Source organism: Mycobacterium sp. DHQP2018-32-09 (genome assembly GCF_058148405.1).
On record NZ_JBYVYK010000013.1, the window covers coordinates 1 to 17,336 of the forward strand.

Below are 17,336 nucleotides of genomic sequence, written 5' to 3' on the forward strand. Positions count from 1 at the left end.
CCGCCGGTCGCGCCGCCCGCCGAGCTCCCGCCGCCCCCCGCCGAGCCGGCACCCGCGGCCCCGGTGGTCGATGCCGCCGCGCCGGCTCCCGCGGTGGCTCCCATGGCCGCACCCGAGGCGGCCGCATCCGCGGCAGCCGCACCGATCGTCGACGCCGCGGCGCTACTGCCCCCGCCCGTGCCCGTCGTACCGGCCGCCGCGGTCCCCCCGGTGCCGGTCGGCGGCATCCCGGCACCCGCGGGCATCCCGCTCGGCAGTGCGGTTCCCGACCTCGGGTTGTCGTTGCCCGCGACGCTGCCGATCCCCACCGACCTGGTATGCGAGGGCACCGCCTGGTCGGCCGAGAACACTGCCGCACCCGGGCACGCTGCCGGGTCGACCGTCGTCCGACGCGAGCACTGGTAGGCGCCGAGGGTCAGGCATGATGCGGCGGTGAGTCATTCGCCCTCGCTGGCCGACATCGTCGCCACCTTGCACCTCGACCGCCTCGACGACGATCGCTTCCGCGCCGAGCAGCTCGACAACCCGCAGCACCACATCGTCGGCGGGCACATCGGGGCGCAGGCGCTCATGGCCGCCGGCCTGACCGCCACGGGCCGGTCGCCGCACAGCGTGCACGTCTACTACATCCGGGCAGGCGATGCCCGCCGCCCGGTGGAGATGGAGGTGGATCGGCTCCGCGACGGCGGCACGCTGTCGACGCGCCAGGTGCGGGCCGTGCAGGACGGGCAGGTGCTGCTCGAGGCCCTCGCGTCGTTCAGTACCCCGCTCGGAGGTCCGGAGCATCATCTGCCGCTGCCCGACGTGCCGGATCCCGACTCGTTGCCGCCCTTCGCGGATCAGATGGCGCCGTTCGCCGACGAGGCCGGTGGCTACTGGGTGCGGCCGCAGCCGTTCGACCTGCGCTACGTCGACGCTCCGCCTCGCCTCACCACGTCGGTGGACGATCCGACGCCGCGCATCCGGTTGTGGTGGCGCCCAACCGAACCCGTGACCGACCCGGTGCTGGGCAGCTGCCTGCTCACGTACTTGTCCGGGACCACGATGCTCGAGACGGCGTTGGCCATGCGCCGCACCACCCAGGTGAGTTCGTTCAACGCGCTCATCGACCACGCCCTGTGGTTCCACCGGCCCGTCGACACCTCGGATTGGGTGCTCTCGGACCAGGTCTCGCCCAGCGGCGTCGACGGCCGCGGGCTGGCGACGTCCACCATGTACAACCGTGCGGGCCAACTGGTCTGCGTCGCCACGCAGGAGTTGTACTTCGGGCGGTCGTGACGGTGCGCGTCGAGCGGCGCGCGACGATCGAAATCCGTTGACGTGGCTGATGATTACCCGCAAGCGATGATGCGCGTCACGTCGGGCGGGTGGGTGCGGCGCCGGTCCACCGGCCTCGTCGCGGTTGGTTTCGTCACCACCGCCGGTGCGGGCCCGAGGCGCCCGGCTACCATCGGGCCACGACATCGTCGGCCATCCGGACGAATCGCACCCGTCATCGCGGGGTATGCGATTACTGTTCTGATGGCTCGGATACCGACACTTGGAGGGCATGAATGAGCGGCTACAAGACCGTCGTCGTAGGCACTGACGGGTCGGATTCGTCGCTGCGCGCCGTGGACCGCGCGGGTGCGCTCGCCGCCGCGGCCGGCGCCAAGCTGATCGTCACCACGGCCTACTTCCCGCAGAACGAGGATGCCCGCGCGGCCGACCTGCTCAAGGACGAGGGCTACAAGATGTCGGGCAACGCCCCCATCTACGCCATCCTGCGCGAGGCACGTGAGCGCGCCCACGCTGCGGGTGCCACCGACATCGAGGAGAAGGCCATCGTCGGCGCTCCGGTCGATGCACTCGTCGAACTCGCCGAGGACGTCAAGGCGGACCTGCTCGTCGTGGGCAACGTGGGCTTGAGCACCATCGCGGGCCGACTGCTCGGCTCGGTGCCCGCCAACGTCGCACGCCGGTCGAAGACCGACGTGCTGATCGTCCACACGTCCTAGCCGACGCGGCGGATCACCAGCCCATCGAGCCGGGCACGCCCTTGAAGGGCCCGGCGACCTTGCTGGTGATCCAGCCACCGTAGAAGCCGCCCGGTTGCGGTTGCACCGTCTCACCGTTCACGGTGCACCGGTCGACGTCGGCCGCCATCACGGCGATCGCATGCGCGATCGGCTCGAACCCCGGCGTCGGCCGGTGGTATGTCCACGCGGCGCGCTCGGCGACGCGATCGCCCGCCACCAGGTCGTAGTAATTGGCCTGACCTTTCCACTCGCACCAGGACGATCCGGTGGTCTCGCGCAGGGCGCCGTCGCGGAAGGCCGCCGCGGGCAGGTAGTAGGTCGGCGGATGGCTGGTCTCGAGGACGCGCCACGCGCGCTCGGTCGACGCGATCACCTCGCCGCCCAGCTCGACGGTGATGGAGCCGCGGAACTCCTCGAGGCGGGGTGGGCGCGGGTAGTCCCACACCGATTCCTGGTCGGGGCCGGGCCGGTCGGGAACGGGATGCGGTGCCACGGCGTCACCACCCCCGCTCGCGCCACTCGGCGAGATGGGGACGTTCGGCACCGAGGGTGGTGTCGTCGCCGTGGCCGGGGTAGACGACGGTGGAGTCCGGGAAGCGGTCGAACAGCTTGTGGGTGACGTCGCCCAGGAGTCGATCGAAGTCGCCGTCGCGCCACGTCTTGCCGACGCCACCGGGGAACAGGCAGTCGCCGGTGAACAGCTGCACGACGTCGCCGGTGGCCGGGCCGGTCAGCGCCAAGGCCACCGAACCCTCGGTGTGCCCCTGCAGGTGGATCACGTCGAAGCGCAGGTCGCCGATGGCGATCTGGTCACCGTCGGCGAGGATGCGCTGCGGTGTGACCGGCAGCGGGCCGGCATCCAGTTGGTGCGCCGCGGTGGTGACGCCGGTCGTGGCCACCACCTCCTCGAGGGCCATCCAGTGGTCCTGGTGTTGATGGGTCGTGACCAGCAGCACCAGTGTGGGGGCGTGTCGCGCGACGAGGTCCAGCAGGACGGGCGCGTCGTTGGCGGCGTCGATGAGTAGGGTCTCGCCGGTTCGGGAACACGTGACGAGGTAGGCGTTGTTGTCCATCGGGCCCACCGATGCCTTCACGATGGTCGCCCCAGGCAAGGTGCGCCGCGCGGCGGTGCCGCCGTCGACGTGGCCGGTGTAGTCGTCGGTGACGTTGGTCATGGTCGCCACGGTACGCAGTGCCACGACCGGGGCGTGGCCGGAACGTGTCGGTGGGTCGGCCTACCATGACCGCGGACAGCTCTCCGCGGTGCGGAGAGCGGTATTTCGTCAGGAGAGAAATCAGTTGGCCGATCGCCTGATCGTCAAGGGAGCGCGCGAGCACAACCTGCGCGGCATCGATCTGGACCTGCCCAGGGACGCGATGATCGTGTTCACGGGGCTGTCCGGATCGGGCAAGTCGTCGTTGGCGTTCGACACCATCTTCGCCGAGGGGCAGCGCCGATACGTCGAGTCGCTGTCGGCGTACGCGCGCCAATTCCTCGGCCAGATGGACAAACCCGACGTCGACTTCATCGAGGGGCTCTCGCCCGCGGTGTCGATCGACCAGAAGTCCACCAACCGCAACCCGCGGTCCACGGTGGGCACCATCACCGAGGTGTACGACTACCTGCGTCTGCTGTACGCCCGCGCGGGCACCCCTCACTGCCCGGTGTGCGGCGAGCGCATCGCCAGGCAGACGCCGCAGCAGATCGTCGACCAGGTGCTGGCCATGGAGGAGGGCCTGCGCTTCCAGGTGCTCGCGCCGGTGGTGCGCACCCGCAAGGGTGAGTTCGTCGACCTGTTCGAGAAGCTCAACACGCAGGGTTACAGCCGCGTCCGCGTCGACGGCGTGGTGCATCCGCTCACCGATCCGCCGAAGCTGAAGAAGCAGGAGAAGCACGACATCGAGGTGGTCGTCGACCGCCTGAGCGTGAAGCCGTCCTCCAAGCAGCGGCTCACCGACTCCATCGAGACCGCGCTGGGCCTGGCCGACGGCATCGTCGTGCTGGAGTTCGTCGACCAGGACGAGGACGCCCCGCAGCGCGAGCAGCGGTTCTCCGAGAAGCTCGCGTGCCCCAACGGGCACCCGCTGGCGGTCGACGACCTGGAACCCCGGTCGTTCTCGTTCAACTCGCCCTACGGCGCCTGCCCGGAGTGCACCGGCCTCGGCATCCGCAAGGAGGTCGACCCCGACCTGGTGGTCCCGGATCCGGAGTTGACGCTGGCCGAGGGCGCCATCGCGCCCTGGTCCATCGGGCAGTCGGCCGAGTACTTCACCCGCATGCTGACCGGGCTGGGGGATGCGCTCGGCTTCGACGTCGACACCCCGTGGAACAAGCTGCCCGCGAAGGCGCGCAAGGCCATCCTCGAGGGCTGCGATCAGCAGGTGCACGTCCGCTACAAGAACCGCTACGGCCGCACGCGGTCGTACTACGCGGACTTCGAGGGCGTCATGGCGTTCCTGCAGCGCCGCATGGAGCAGACCGACTCCGAGCAGATGAAGGAGCGGTACGAGGGCTTCATGCGCGACGTGCCGTGCCCCGTCTGCGAGGGCACCCGGCTCAAGCCGGAGATCTTGGCCGTCACCATGGAGGCGGGTGAGTTCGGTCCGAAGTCGATCGCGCAGGTGACCGAACTGTCCATCGCGGACTGTTCGGCGTTCCTCAACGCGCTGACGCTGGGCCACCGCGAGGCGGCCATCGCCGGCCAGGTGCTCAAGGAGGTGCAGTCGCGGCTGGGCTTCCTGCTCGACGTGGGCCTGGACTACCTGTCGCTGGCGCGGGCCGCGGGCACGTTGTCCGGCGGTGAGGCGCAACGCATCCGGCTGGCCACGCAGATCGGTTCGGGTCTGGTGGGCGTGCTGTACGTGCTCGACGAGCCGTCCATCGGGTTGCACCAGCGCGACAACCGCCGGCTCATCGACACGCTGGTGCGGCTGCGCGACCTGGGCAACACGCTGATCGTCGTCGAGCACGACCTCGACACCATCGCCCACGCCGACTGGGTGGTCGACATCGGCCCGGCCGCCGGCGAACACGGCGGCCAGATCGTGCACAGCGGCACGTACAAGGACCTCCTCAAGAACAACCGGTCCATCACCGGTCGCTACCTGGCCGGCAAGGAGAGCATCGACGTGCCCGCGTTGCGCAGGCCGATCGATCGCAAGCGGCAGATCACCGTCGTCGGTGCCCGCGAGCACAACCTGAAGGGCATCGACGTCGCGTTCCCGCTGGGCGTGCTCACGTCGGTGACGGGCGTGTCGGGATCGGGCAAGTCGACGCTGGTCAACGACATCTTGGCCTCGGTACTGGCGAACAAGCTCAACGGTGCCCGCCAGGTTCCGGGCCGGCACACGAGGGTCAATGGGCTCGATCAGCTGGACAAGCTCGTCCGGGTGGACCAATCGCCCATCGGACGCACGCCGCGGTCGAACCCGGCGACCTACACCGGGGTGTTCGACAAGATCCGGACGCTGTTCGCGGCCACCACCGAGGCGAAGGTGCGTGGCTACCAGCCGGGTCGATTCTCGTTCAACGTCAAGGGCGGCCGCTGCGAGGCGTGCTCGGGTGACGGCACCATCAAGATCGAGATGAACTTCCTGCCCGACGTCTACGTGCCGTGCGAGGTGTGCCACGGTGCGCGGTACAACCGCGAGACGCTCGAGGTGCACTACAAGGGCAAGACCATCTCGGAGGTGCTCGACATGAGCATCGAGGAGGCCACGGAGTTCTTCGAGCCCATCAGCTCCATCCACCGGTATCTCAAGACGCTGGTCGACGTGGGACTCGGATACGTGCGGCTGGGACAGCCGGCGCCGACGTTGTCCGGCGGTGAGGCACAGCGCGTCAAGCTGGCCGCCGAACTGCAGAAGCGCTCGACCGGCCGCACGGTGTACATCCTCGACGAGCCGACGACGGGTCTGCACTTCGAGGACATCCGCAAACTGCTGAAGGTCATCAACGGCCTCGTCGACAAGGGCAACACCGTGATCGTCATCGAGCACAACCTCGACGTCATCAAGACCTCGGACTGGATCGTCGACATGGGCCCGGAGGGCGGTGCCGGCGGCGGCACCGTCGTCGCGGTCGGCACGCCCGAGGACGTGGCGGCGACGCCGGAGAGCTACACCGGCTCGTTCCTCGCGGAGATGCTGCCGGGCTTCGAAGCCGAGGCACCGGCGCCGGCGAAGAAGACGAGGGCGCGGAAGGTGAAGGTCAGCGCATAGCGGGCGCTACCCCTTCGCCAGCGGCGCCGGAAACCGAGGCTTGACCGTCACGCCGCCGAGCCACTCCGTGAGTTCGGCTGCCTTGCGCTGCAACGCCTTTCGGGCCCAGGCGGCCACGTCTTCGACTAGCTGGACCTCGACGTGGCCGGCGGCGTCGGCCCGCCAGCCGCCCACCACCCGGCCGTCCACCCACGCCGTCGGGCCGGCGTTGCCGTTGCGGTCGAACACCGCGGCCCGGTGCTCGCCCAGGTACCAGTCGCGCGCTTGCCACCCCATCACGGTCGGGTCCAGACCGGGCAGCAGCGCCACCCACGGCTCGGTGTCCGGCTCCGGCTCCACGTCGTCGGGCAGCGCCCATCCGGCCTCGCCTCCCAGATCCACCGCCACCGCGCCCACGTCGCGCAGCGCGGCGCGTGTCCACGTCAGCGTGTTGCCGAACCACCAGCCGACGTCGGCCGTCGTGGCAGGCCCGAACGCCCACGGCCATCGGCGCACCAGCGCCGCCCGCGCCGCCTCCAGCTCCACCCGCTCGACCGGTGCGCCCAACCACTCCGATGTCGCCGCCCACAGTGGCCGTGACGACGTCCACGCCCCGTCGTTCGGGCCCCGCAGCACGTGCCCCTGGGCACCCAACACCGTGAGCACACGCGGCGAGATGGGCGTCGCACCACCCCACGGCTTGCCCGGCGCGGCGTCGTGCGTGCCTGCCAACTCGGGCAGGGACTCCCGCAGCGTGCGCGCACTCGCCGGCCCATGGGCGGTCAGATGACCCAGCACGGCCGCCGTCGCCGCCGTCAGCCACGCGTCGCCGTCGGCCGCGATCTCGGCCCTCACCACGTCGGCCGCCAGACGCCGCCACTGCTCGGCCGCCACCCGGTCGCTCGAGGCCGACTGCACGGCGGCGAGGTCCTCGGTCGCAAGGACCCACAGTGTGCGACGCATCGCCAGATGTTTGACGACTCGACGTGATTCGTAGAGTGCGTGCTCCAGATCGGCCACCGCGAACCCGGGCGACCGCGCCCACAGACTCAGGAACGGCGTCGCCGGGTCGGTGGCGTGCAGGCCCACCAGCCGCGCGGTGAGCGCGGTCACGTCGAGCTCGGCCGGCTCCGCGAGCAGCTGACGCCGACCGAGCCGCGCCCGCCGCTCGGCGACCGTGAACGACCTCAAGCGTCGTCGGACCGCATCGCGGCGCGGATCTGCGCCAACCGCTCGGCGGCCGCCCGCTGCCGCTGCTCGTACTGTTCGTCGAGGCTGCGGCCCTCCGGGGTCTCGGCTGCCAACTCGGCAGCACCGATGGCCGTGCCGAACCGCGTCTCGATCTTCTCGCGCACGGCGTCGAACGTCGGCACGCCGGCCGCGGTGTATCCGGTCTCCTCGGGCGTCACCGGGGCGACGATGGGCGACCCGGCCGCGTCCGGCACCACCTCGGCGTCGACGATCTCACCGGAGACTGGCTGCTCGGTGGGCCCACCGGCCGGATTCGACTCGGACACACCGCCACCGTACCCGCGCCGTCAGCGTGCAGCTGCCTGGGCGATGGGCGGCGCGGCGGGGGCCGGCGGCGCGGTCTGCTCGGGTGCCGGCTTGGGCAGTGGTTGCACCGGGATGCCCGGCGTACCCACCTGCCCGGCGATCCACGGCAGCGAGGCTGCGAACGCCGTTGCCGCGAACGGCCAGTCGTGCTTGCCGGGCTGCTGCACGATGGCGCAGTCGATGCCGTGCCGGCTGCCCTGGGCGCACAGCGAGTTGGCGGCCGCGGCCTGGTCGGTGGCGTGGATGCCGGTGGTGTGCGCGGCGGCCTCCGCGGCCGGCGAGTAGTCGACGTTGACCACCGCCGGCGCCGCCGGGCCCGCGCTGTTGAGGTCGAACCACGCGGACACGTCGGTGTACTGGCCGTGCCGGTTCATCACGGTCGTCGGATCGAAGGCGTCGTAGGCGGCCTGGCTGCCGCCGAACAGCCGCTCGACGGTCTGCGCCTGCGTGCCGGCGTTCGGCGCGATGTCACCGGCGATGTCGACGAACGAGTGGAACATGTCGGGGTGCATCAGGGTCAGGTCGACGGCGCACGTGCCGCCCATCGACCAGCCGACGATGCCCCAGTTGGCGCGGTTGGCGCTGACACCGTAGGTGTGCTCCATGAAGGGCACGACGTCCTTGGTGAGGTGGTCGGCGGCGTTGCCGCGGGCACCGTTGACGCATTCGGTGTCGTTGTTGAACGTGCCGCCGGAGTCGACGAACACCAGCACCGGGGCGTTGCCGCCGTGGTGGGCGGCGAAATCGTCGACGGTGGCGATGGCGTTGCCGGCGCGCAGCCAGTCGCCGGGCGTGTTGAACTCGCCGCCGATCATCATCAGCGTCGGCAGGGCGGGTGCCGGGCTGGACGAGAACCACACCGGTGGGAGGTACACCAGCTCGCCGCGGTGCTTGAAGCCCGACGCGGTGGAGTCGATGTCCACGGGAACCACGGAGCCGCGGGTGGGGATCTGGCGGGCCTTCTGCATGGCCATCACCGTCGCGGTGTCGGTCTGGTCGGGCAGCGGCCCGGAACTCAGCTGATTCCAGGCGGTCTGCACGGTGGGGAAGTAGCCCACCCAGAGGTTCAGCGCCAGCGCCGCGCACAGCACGCTCAGCGGGATGGCGAGCGCCGAAAGGCCGCGGCGCCACCAACGGGCGCTGCGCCAGCCGGCGATCAGGACGACGACGGTGGCACCGGCGATCGTCGTCCAGATCCACAGCAACTTGGGAGCTGGGTCACCGGCGAGTCCCTCCGACGAGACGTACCAGTACGTCGCGGCGGTCAGCGCCAACCCGACGACGACGGCCAACGGCAGCCACACCTGCCGCCACCGTGGGTGGCGCCAGCCGATCGCCGCCACCAGCACGGCCGCGGCCACGCCCTGCACGGTGATCGGCAGCCAGCCGTGCATCAGCGAAAGGTGCTGCTGCCGAAGCGGAGCGGTCAGATCGTGCAGGAACGTGGCGGCGATTCCCGTGTGTGAAGTCGTCACGGCATCATCGTGGATGCGAATCCTGGAATTCAGCTGTGAGGTTTCTCCGCCCCTACGGATTCCGTGGTCGAGCTGCGCCGATGCCGCGCCGATCCCACGGGCGACGGGCGGTTCAGCGCGGTTTGGCCAAGGGGAATGGCAAAGTCTCGCGGATGCTGCGGCCGGTGATCAGCATCACCACGCGGTCGACGCCGACTCCGAGGCCGCCCGTGGGCGGCATCGCGTACTCCATCGCCTGCAGGAAGTCCTCGTCGAGCTCCATGGCCTCGGGGTCGCCGCCCGCGGCGAGCAGGGACTGCTCCTGCAGCCGGCGGCGCTGCTCGACGGGGTCGGTCAACTCGCTGTACGCGGTGCCCAGCTCGACGCCCCACGCCACCAGGTCCCACCGTTCCGCCACCCCGGGGATGCTGCGGTGCGGCCGTGTCAGCGGCGACACCGACGTCGGGAAGTCCTTGTAGAACGTCGGGTGCTGCGTCTGACCCTCGACCAGTCGCTCGTAGAGTTCGAGCACCACCGCGCCGGCGTCCCAGTGCGTCAGGTACGGCACGCCGGCCCGATCGCACAACGCGCGCAGCCGACCGAGTTCGGTGTCGGGGCCGATCTCCTCGCCGAGTGCCTCGGAGACCGCGCCGTGCACGGTCTTGACGGGCCATTCACCGGAGATGTCGACGGGTTCCAGTTGGCCGTCGGTCGCGCCGGGGCGCATGACGACCTGGGATCCGTTGGCGGCCTGTGCGGCGTTCTGGATCAATTCGCGGCAACCGTGCACCCACACCTCGTAGTCGGCGTGCGCCTGGTAGGCCTCCAACAGCGTGAACTCGGGATTGTGGCTGAAGTCCACGCCCTCGTTGCGGAATGCCCGCCCCAGCTCGAACACCCGCTCCACACCGCCGACGCAGAGCCGCTTCAGGTACAGCTCGGGTGCGATGCGCAGGTAGAGGTCGAGGTCGTAGGCGTTGATGTGGGTCATGAAGGGCCGCGCGTTCGCGCCGCCGTGGATCTGCTGCAGGATGGGCGTCTCCACCTCCAGGAAACCCTTGCCCACCAGGGTCTCCCGGATCGCGTGCAGAATGCGGCTGCGGGCGGTGATCAGCTCGCGCGAGTCGGTGTTGATCGCCAGGTCGACGTAGCGTGTGCGGACGCGGGCCTCGGGGTCGGTGAGTCCCTTCCACTTGTCGGGCAGCGGGCGCAGGCACTTGCCGATCAGCCGCCACCGGTCCACCAGCAGCGACCGGATGCCCGAGCGGCTCTCGCCGACCATCCCCGTGACCTCGACCAGGTCGCCGAGGTCGACGGCGCCCGTGACGTCGGCGGTGTGCCCGTCGAGCAGTCGCGCGTCGTCGAACACCAGCTGCACCTCACCGGACCAGTCGCGCAGTTGCGCGAACAGCACGCCGCCGTAGTCGCGCATGCGCAGCACGCGGCCGGCCACGCTGACCGTCTCGCCGTCGGTGGCCAGCGCGGCCGCCACGGTGTGGCTGGGCGGCTGCCCGACGGGGTAGGCGTCGATGCCCTTGGCCTGCAACGCCTTCAGCTTCGCCATGCGGACCCGCACCTGTTCGGGTAGGCGCGGACCTGTCGGCGCGTCGTCGCCGCCTGCGATGCCGACGCCGTCGGGGGCCGTGCCGTCGTCGTGCAGCAGACCGCTCTCGATGAGCGTCTCGGGCACGGCGGAGTGGTGCCCGGTGTGCTGCTCGGTGCGCTTGCTGAACGGCAGCACCAGGAAGCCCTCGGCGATCACCGACGCCACGCCGACGCGCGGGATCAACCGCGCGTCCTCGTAGCAGGCGTACCGCGGCACCCACTCCGGCTGGTACTTCATGTTGGAGCGGTACAGCGTCTCGAGCTGCCACCACCGCGAGAAGAAGACCAGCAGCGCGCGCCACAGCCGCGCCACCGGGCCGGCACCCAGCTGTGCGCCCTCTTCGAACGCCGAGCGGAACATCGCGAAGTTCAACGAGATCCGCGTGACGCCGATCTCCTCGGCTTGCAGGCACATCTCGCTGACCATCAGCTCGATGGTGCCGTTGGGGGACTGCGGTGAGCGGCGCATCAGGTCCAGCGATGCGCCGTTGGTGCCCCACGGCACCAGCGACAGCATCGCCACCACCTCGCCGCCGCCGCCGTGCTCGTCGGCCCCCTGCACGGCTTCGACCAGGAGGCAGTCACCGTCGGCGGGGTCGCCGAGCCGGCCCAACGCCATCGAGAAGCCACGCTCGGTCTCGGTGTCGCGCCACGCGTCGGCGCGCTGCAGCACGGCGGCCAGCTCCTCGCTGCCGAGGTCGCGGTGGCGGCGCATCCGCACCGTCAGCCCGGCGCGGCGGGCACGCGTGACGGCCTGGCGGACGGGTTTCATGTCGGGGCCGGACAGCTTGAACGTGTCGGGATGCAGGATGGCCTCGTCGCCGAGTTCGAGCGCATTCAGTCCGGCCTCGCGAAAAGCCTGTGCGCCAGTCGAACTCGCGCCCATCACGCCGGGTGCCCAGCCGTAGCTCTGGCACAGGGCCAGCCACTCGGTGATGGCGGCCTGCCAGGCCTTCGGGTCGCCGACGGGATCTCCGCTGGCCAGGCAGACGCCGACCTCGACCCGATAGGTGATGGCCGCGCGGCCGTTCGGGGCGAACACCACCGACTTGTCGCGCCGCGTCGCGAAGTAGCCCAGCGAGTCGTTCTTGCCGTAGACCTCCAGCAGTCCCCGGATGGCGGATTCGTCGGGTCCGGTGAGCGCGTTGTCGGCGCGCTGCGACCGGAATAGCACGATCGCCGCGCTCATCAGCGCCAGCGCACCGAACAGCCCCAGCAGGGCGTTGACGAAGGCGTGCGGATGCTGATCCTCGAACGCACCGGCGTCGACGCCCGCGAACGCGACGACGCGGTTGGCCGCGTACAGCAGTCGGTAGTCGCGTTCCAGGCTGCCGGGGAACAGTTCCAGCAGTCCCCAGCCGATGAGGATGCCCACGGCCATGCCGGTGAGCAGCGTGGCGACCGCCTTGAACAGCGCGGCCCGACGCACCTTGGCCCAGAACTCCTTGCGGGCCAGCACCAGGAACCCGATGGCCGCGACGTGGAACACCAGCCCGATGACCTCGCCGGCCTCCTCGGCGATGTTCTCCTCGCCGGTCGCGATGTCGACGACGTTCACGATCACCGCGGCCATCATGTACAGCACCAGGATCCACCAGGCGATGTTCTTGCGGGCCGCCAGCGCGGCGGCCAGCAGCGCCAGCACGAACGCCCACGCGAAGCTGGTGTCGGGGAAGTTGAAGACGTAGTCGTTGACGAATTCGCGCGGGATCCGGATGACCCAGCGGATCAGGGGGGACACGCTCGCCAGCAGTGACAGCGTCGCGATGACGCCGACCGTCCAGCCCGCCGCCGCGGGTACCCACCAGAACGTCGAGCGCTGGGTTCGGATCACCGGTTGTCTGGACCACGCCACGCTCATAGGGCGCGAGGATAAACGTTGCAGCCGGAAATGTGGTGGATGCGCCCCCAAGACGTGCTCGGAAGCGTGGAAGTGACGGGCACTGTCACCCGCTCGGGTGCGCCCCGCAGGCCGGGTCAGTCGGTGCCGCGGTCCAGCAGCGACGACGATCCCAGGACGCGTTCCACGCGCACTTCGATCACGACGCGGCGCGGGTTCACGCGCGGGGTGCGGTACCGCTGCGCGTAGCGCAGCTCGGCGTCGCGGACGGCTTCCGGATCCGGGTTGACCGTCGCACGGCCCTCCAGTGACAGCCACCGCGCCCCGTCGACCTGGCTGAGCACGGCGACGCCGCGTTCGGCGGCGTTGACGGCCTTCTGCGAACCGCCCGTGGTGATCACCCGGGCGACGTGGGTCTTGGGGTCGAACGTGAAACCGACGGCCACGACGTGCGGGGAGTTGTCGGAGCGCAGCGTCGTCAACATCGCGAGGTGGCGTTCGGTGAGGAACGCGATCGCGTCGGTGGTGAGCCGGGTGGTTCCCTTGCCGCGGCGGGGAGTAGCCATCGCGTTCAACCTAGCGCAGGGCATGATGTCCGCCGTGACCGACACGATTCAGTCCGGCCGTCCCGTGATCGTGGTGTTCGGGGGGCGCAGCGAGATCGGCGTCGAGGTGGCCCGGCGGCTGGCGGCGGGGGCGACGGTGGTGCTGGCCGCTCGCCGCGCCTCCGATCTGGCCGCCGAGGTCGCCGCGGTGACGGCGGCGGGCGCGGCGGCCGTGCACGTGGTGGAGTTCGACGCCGACGACCTCGCGTCGCATCCGGGCGTGGTCGCGGCGATCGTCGCCGAGCACGGGCCCATCGCCACGGCCGTGGTCGCGTTCGGCGTCCTCGGTGACCAGGCGCGGGCCGAACGGGATGCCGCGCATGCCGCGGCGATCGTGCACACCGACTTCACCGCCCAGGTGAGCCTGCTGACGGTGCTGGCCGACGCGATGCGCGCGGCCGGCACCGGCACGCTGGTGGTGTTCTCGTCGGTGGCGGGGGCCAGGGTGCGGCGGGCCAATTACGTGTACGGCTCGGCCAAGGCCGGGTTGGACGGGTTCGCGGCCGGGCTCACCGATGCCCTCCACGGGACGGGGGTGCGGCTGCTGCTGGTGCGGCCGGGGTTCGTCATCGGCCGGATGACCGCGGGCATGTCACCCGCGCCGCTGTCGAGCACGCCCGCGCAGGTGGCCGACGCGACCGTGCGCGCGTTGCGGCGTGGAGGGTCGACGGCCATCTGGGTGCCGCGGTCGTTGGGGGCGGTGGCGGGGGTGCTGCGCGTGGTGCCGCGGGCGCTGTGGCGGCGGATGCCGCGGTGAGGCGTATGCGGCGGATGCCGCGGTGAGGCGTATGCGGCGGATGCCGCGGTGAGGCGTGTGCGGCGGATGCCGCGGTGAGGCGTGCGCTCAGGCGACGAGGGAGAGGCTGTCCAGTTCGCGGATGGCCTGGCACCCGCGTTCGAGCATGATGCGCATCATCTCGTCGCCCCGGTCGGTGGTGCTGGCGAACGCGCAGCCGAGCGTGGTGATCAGCGGGGCCTGCAGCATGCCGAGGCGGTAGTCGCGGCGGCACGCGTCCAGGTCGTAGTCGGTGACGCCGTGTTCGAGCAACGCATCGTGGTACGCGGCGACCAGGTGGTCGTCGAGTTCGCCGCGCAGCGTGGGCTGCAGGCTGGTGGCCGCGAAGTACGCCAGGTCGCGGGCGGGCAGTCCGACGCCGAGGGTCTGCCAGTCCACGACGGTGGCGGCGGCGCGGTCGGGCGTGAACAGCAGGTTGTCCAGCCGGTAGTCGCCGTGCATCAGTGCGAACCGCCCCGGTTCGGCGAGGAGCCACGGTGTGGTCAACGCCATTGCCGCCGTGGCCGTTTCACGATTCTCGTCGGCCATCTCGGAGCCCAGCCGGTCGAGGGTGAGCTGCGTGGCCATGACCGCGACGTCGCCGAACCCCTGGGCCGTGGCCGCGTCAGGGGTGGACATCACCAATCCGGGGAACGTGGCCCACGCCGGGTCGCACCACGTCGGCCCGTGCAGACCGGCGATGGCACGCACGGCCAGTTCGGCTGCGGCGGCGTCACATCCGGCGATCTGGTCGCCCTGTTCGGCCGGGGCCAGGTCTGCCAGCAGCAGCACCACGTCCCCGCCGTCGTCCGAAATGTCGCAGTGAAAGCACCGTGGCACCGGCACTTTCACGACGTCGGCCACCTGGGTGTAGAACGCGTGCTCGGACCGGTAGCCCAACGCCACGCGATCTCGCACGGTGTCGTCCTGGGCGGCGAGCTTCACCGCGAACGTCGACGGCAGCTCGGTGGGACCCGCATACTCGACGGTCAACCGGTAGGTGGCACCCGTCTGACCGGTGCCCACCGGGCTCGCGTTCGACGACACCACCTCGGCGCCCAGGACGGTGGAAAGCCACTGCGGCGTCACGTCTTCGGGGGTGCGGGGGATCGGCGCGGCGACCGTCATGCGCTGTGACGCTAATCGCGCCCCTGACGGCTGTCAACGATCCCCGGGCCGGTCAGCCGGGGTATCGCCGCAGCGTATAGACCCGGTCGACCCCGTCGCGGGATTCCCAGCGGGTCTGCGACGACCCGATGATCAGCAGGCAGCGCATGTCGACGGTGGCGGGATCCAGGTCGGCCAGCCGCACCACCCGCACCTCTTCCCGCGGTCCGGCGACGTCGCGGCCGATGACCACGGGGGTGCCCGGGTCGCGGTGTTCGAGCAACAGGTCCCGCATGGCGCCCACCTGCCAGGTGCGGGTCTTGCTCGCGGGGTTGTAGATGGCCAACACCAGATCCGACGTGGCCGCCGCGGTCAGCCGATCGGCGATGACCTCCCACGGCTTGAGCCGATCCGACAGCGAGATCACCGCGTAGTCGTGGCCCAGGGGCGCGCCGACGCGGCTGGCGACGGCCTGGGCCGCGGTCATCGCCGGCACGACGCGCACGTCGACTTCCGCCCACTCGGCGGCTTCCTCCAGCACCGCCGTGGCCATCGCGAAGATGCCGGGGTCGCCCGACGACACCACGGCGACCGTGCGGCCCTGCGCCGCCAGCGCGCAGGCGAGCTTGGCGCGGGCGGGCTCGTCGGTGTTGTCACTGGGGTGCAGGGTCTGGCCCTGACGGGTGGCGACGCGCTCGAGATACGGGCCGTACCCGATGAGGTCGGTCGCCGCGGCCAGTTCGCGGCGGGACTGCGGCGTCATCCAGTCTGGGTCCCCAGGGCCCAGTCCCACGACCGCGACGCTGCCTGCGGCCGGCTGCTGCGGGGTGGTCATGCCGGGCAGCATGGCGATCGCGAAGTAGGGCACGGCGTCGGCGTCGGCCTCGGCGGCGGGCAGCACGCGCTGCCGCGCGGTGCTGGCGCGTTCCACGTAGAACGTGCGGTCCAGCCGACCCGATTCCGAGAGTGCCTCGCGCACCGCGGGATACGACCGCCCGAGCTTCATGATGACCGCCGCGTCGGTGTCGGAGAGGCGACGCCGCAGTTCTGCGGGCGGCAGCGTCCCGGGAAGGATGGTCAACACCTCGTCGCCCTGCACCAGGGGCGTGCCCGTGGCGGCCGACGCCGCGCTCACCGACGTCACGCCGGGCACGATCACGGCCTCGAACCGCTCGGTGAGCCGGGTGTGCATGTGCATGTAGGAGCTGTAGAACAGCGGATCGCCCTCGGCGAGCAGGGCCACGTCGCGGCCCGCTTCGAGGTGCGCGGCGATGCGCGCGGCGGCCTCGCGGTAGAAGTCCTCCATGGCCCCGGCGTATCCGCCGGGGTGTGCGGTGGTCTCGGTGGTCACCGGATAGACCAGGTGCTCCTCGATCTGATCGCCGCGCAGGTACGGCGCCGCGATGCCCCGGGCGATGCTCTTGCCGTGCCGCGCACTGTGATAGGCCACGACGTCCGCCGCACCGATCAGCCGGGCGGCCTTCACCGTCACCAGCTCCGGGTCGCCCGGGCCCAGTCCCACCCCGAAGAGGGTGCCGCGCTCACTCATTCTCGTTCGCTCGCAATCGCGTTCACGGCGGCGGCGGCCATCGCACTGCCGCCGCGCCTGCCGGTCACCACCAGGTAGTCCATGCCGCGCGGGCGCGCGATCAACTCATCCTTGGACTGTGCCGACCCCACGAAGCCCACCGGGCCGCCGAGCACCGCGGCCGGCGTCGGCGCCCCGTCGTCGAGCAACTCCAACAGCCGGAACAGCGCCGTCGGGGCGTTGCCGATCGCGACGACGGCGCCGCCGAGCCGATCGGCCCACAGGTCGACGCCGGCGGCCGACCGCGTGCTGCCCAGCTGGGCGGCGACGGCCGCGCTGCGCGGATCGGCGACCAGGGACACCACCTCGTTGTCCGCGGGCAGCCGGGACCGCGTGATGCCCGCGGCGACCATCGACGAGTCGCACAGCACGGGCGCGCCGGCCAGCAGCGCCGCGCGGGCGCGCGCGGCGACCCCGTCGGTGAACGCGACGTGGTCGGTGACGTCGACCTGCCCACAGGTGTGGATCAGCCGCACGACCACCCGGGCCACGTCGTCGGGGAAGCGGGCCAGGTCGGCCTCGGCGCGAATGGTCGCGAACGACTGGCGGTAGATCTCCGCGGCGTCGCGGACGTAGTCGAGCACCCA

Annotated in this window: 14 protein-coding genes and 1 pseudogene; 5 read left to right on the forward strand and 10 right to left on the reverse strand. The window is 71.0% G+C overall.

Annotation, left to right across the window (positions count from 1 at the left end; all coding sequences use genetic code 11):
- The 3 genes and pseudogenes from AC30CM_RS08540 to AC30CM_RS08550 all read left to right on the forward strand — a co-directional run.
- A pseudogene (locus tag AC30CM_RS08540) lies at positions 1–405 on the forward strand (hypothetical protein); the annotation flags it as partial.
- Positions 406–432: 27 nt separating this feature from the next.
- Positions 433–1,278 (forward strand): acyl-CoA thioesterase, encoded by an 846-nt coding sequence (locus tag AC30CM_RS08545; RefSeq protein WP_490116420.1) that lies wholly within the window; start codon positions 433–435, stop codon positions 1,276–1,278.
- A 275-nt stretch (positions 1,279–1,553) separates the two neighbouring features.
- Positions 1,554–1,997: a universal stress protein gene (locus tag AC30CM_RS08550; protein WP_490116421.1), complete on the forward strand. Its 444-nt coding sequence runs from the start codon at positions 1,554–1,556 to the stop codon at positions 1,995–1,997.
- A gap of 13 nt (positions 1,998–2,010) precedes the next feature.
- On the opposite strand, the gene AC30CM_RS08555 is transcribed toward AC30CM_RS08550, so the two are convergent.
- The gene (locus tag AC30CM_RS08555) at positions 2,011–2,511 is read right to left on the reverse strand and encodes a DUF427 domain-containing protein (protein WP_490116422.1); all 501 of its coding nucleotides are present in this window, start codon (positions 2,509–2,511) and stop codon (positions 2,011–2,013) included.
- A 4-nt stretch (positions 2,512–2,515) separates the two neighbouring features.
- Positions 2,516–3,193: an MBL fold metallo-hydrolase gene (locus tag AC30CM_RS08560; RefSeq protein WP_490116423.1), complete on the reverse strand. Its 678-nt coding sequence runs from the start codon at positions 3,191–3,193 to the stop codon at positions 2,516–2,518.
- 124 nt (positions 3,194–3,317) lie between these two features.
- Here AC30CM_RS08560 and uvrA point away from each other — a divergent pair, with 124 nt between their 5' ends.
- Positions 3,318–6,239, forward strand: coding sequence for an excinuclease ABC subunit UvrA (uvrA, locus tag AC30CM_RS08565; protein WP_490116424.1), 2,922 nt, complete (start codon positions 3,318–3,320; stop codon positions 6,237–6,239).
- A gap of 6 nt (positions 6,240–6,245) precedes the next feature.
- On the opposite strand, the gene AC30CM_RS08570 is transcribed toward uvrA, so the two are convergent.
- The 5 genes from AC30CM_RS08570 to AC30CM_RS08590 all read right to left on the reverse strand — a co-directional run bounded on the left by AC30CM_RS08570 (position 6,246) and on the right by AC30CM_RS08590 (position 13,240).
- Positions 6,246–7,409, reverse strand: coding sequence for a winged helix DNA-binding domain-containing protein (locus tag AC30CM_RS08570; RefSeq protein ID WP_490116425.1), 1,164 nt, complete (start codon positions 7,407–7,409; stop codon positions 6,246–6,248).
- On the reverse strand, positions 7,406–7,666 hold the full coding sequence (locus tag AC30CM_RS08575) for a hypothetical protein (RefSeq protein ID WP_490116504.1): 261 nt from the start codon (positions 7,664–7,666) through the stop codon (positions 7,406–7,408). Before AC30CM_RS08575 ends, AC30CM_RS08570 begins: the two co-directional genes overlap by 4 nt.
- A gap of 90 nt (positions 7,667–7,756) precedes the next feature.
- Complete coding sequence (locus AC30CM_RS08580; protein WP_490116505.1) at positions 7,757–9,169, reverse strand: alpha/beta hydrolase; 1,413 nt, start codon at positions 9,167–9,169, stop codon at positions 7,757–7,759.
- Positions 9,170–9,362: 193 nt separating this feature from the next.
- Positions 9,363–12,695 (reverse strand): bifunctional lysylphosphatidylglycerol synthetase/lysine--tRNA ligase LysX, encoded by a 3,333-nt coding sequence (gene lysX / locus AC30CM_RS08585; RefSeq protein WP_490116426.1) that lies wholly within the window; start codon positions 12,693–12,695, stop codon positions 9,363–9,365.
- A 116-nt stretch (positions 12,696–12,811) separates the two neighbouring features.
- Positions 12,812–13,240: a F420-dependent biliverdin reductase gene (locus AC30CM_RS08590; protein ID WP_490116427.1), complete on the reverse strand. Its 429-nt coding sequence runs from the start codon at positions 13,238–13,240 to the stop codon at positions 12,812–12,814.
- Between the two features lie 25 nt (positions 13,241–13,265).
- Here AC30CM_RS08590 and dprE2 point away from each other — a divergent pair, with 25 nt between their 5' ends.
- A complete protein-coding gene (gene dprE2 / locus AC30CM_RS08595; protein WP_490116506.1) occupies positions 13,266–14,036 on the forward strand; it encodes a decaprenylphospho-beta-D-erythro-pentofuranosid-2-ulose 2-reductase in 771 nt (256 codons plus the stop codon).
- Between the two features lie 87 nt (positions 14,037–14,123).
- On the opposite strand, the gene AC30CM_RS08600 is transcribed toward dprE2, so the two are convergent.
- Genes AC30CM_RS08600 through AC30CM_RS08610 form a run of 3 tightly spaced genes read right to left on the reverse strand, consistent with a single transcriptional unit; the run spans position 14,124 to position 17,333 of the window.
- Positions 14,124–15,182: a phosphotransferase family protein gene (locus AC30CM_RS08600; protein WP_490116428.1), complete on the reverse strand. Its 1,059-nt coding sequence runs from the start codon at positions 15,180–15,182 to the stop codon at positions 14,124–14,126.
- A 52-nt stretch (positions 15,183–15,234) separates the two neighbouring features.
- Positions 15,235–16,710: a precorrin-2 C(20)-methyltransferase gene (locus AC30CM_RS08605; protein ID WP_490116429.1), complete on the reverse strand. Its 1,476-nt coding sequence runs from the start codon at positions 16,708–16,710 to the stop codon at positions 15,235–15,237.
- Positions 16,707–17,333, reverse strand: a complete 627-nt coding sequence (locus AC30CM_RS08610) for a precorrin-8X methylmutase (RefSeq protein ID WP_490116430.1) — start codon at positions 17,331–17,333, stop codon at positions 16,707–16,709. Before AC30CM_RS08610 ends, AC30CM_RS08605 begins: the two co-directional genes overlap by 4 nt.
- Between the last annotated feature and the right edge of the window lie 3 nt (positions 17,334–17,336).

What these genes read in the sequence shown, in the direction of transcription:
- AC30CM_RS08550 (WP_490116421.1), top strand. Translation starts at nt 1,554, where the DNA reads ATGAGCGGCTACAAGACCGTCGTCGTAGGCACTGACGGGTCGGATTCG.
- AC30CM_RS08560 (WP_490116423.1), bottom strand. Translation starts at nt 3,193, where the DNA reads ATGACCAACGTCACCGACGACTACACCGGCCACGTCGACGGCGGCACC.
- AC30CM_RS08580 (WP_490116505.1), bottom strand. Translation starts at nt 9,169, where the DNA reads ATGCACGGCTGGCTGCCGATCACCGTGCAGGGCGTGGCCGCGGCCGTG.
- lysX (WP_490116426.1), bottom strand. Translation starts at nt 12,695, where the DNA reads ATGAGCGTGGCGTGGTCCAGACAACCGGTGATCCGAACCCAGCGCTCG.
- AC30CM_RS08590 (WP_490116427.1), bottom strand. Translation starts at nt 13,240, where the DNA reads ATGGCTACTCCCCGCCGCGGCAAGGGAACCACCCGGCTCACCACCGAC.
- dprE2 (WP_490116506.1), top strand. Translation starts at nt 13,266, where the DNA reads ATGTCCGCCGTGACCGACACGATTCAGTCCGGCCGTCCCGTGATCGTG.
- AC30CM_RS08600 (WP_490116428.1), bottom strand. Translation starts at nt 15,182, where the DNA reads ATGACGGTCGCCGCGCCGATCCCCCGCACCCCCGAAGACGTGACGCCG.
- AC30CM_RS08605 (WP_490116429.1), bottom strand. Translation starts at nt 16,710, where the DNA reads ATGAGTGAGCGCGGCACCCTCTTCGGGGTGGGACTGGGCCCGGGCGAC.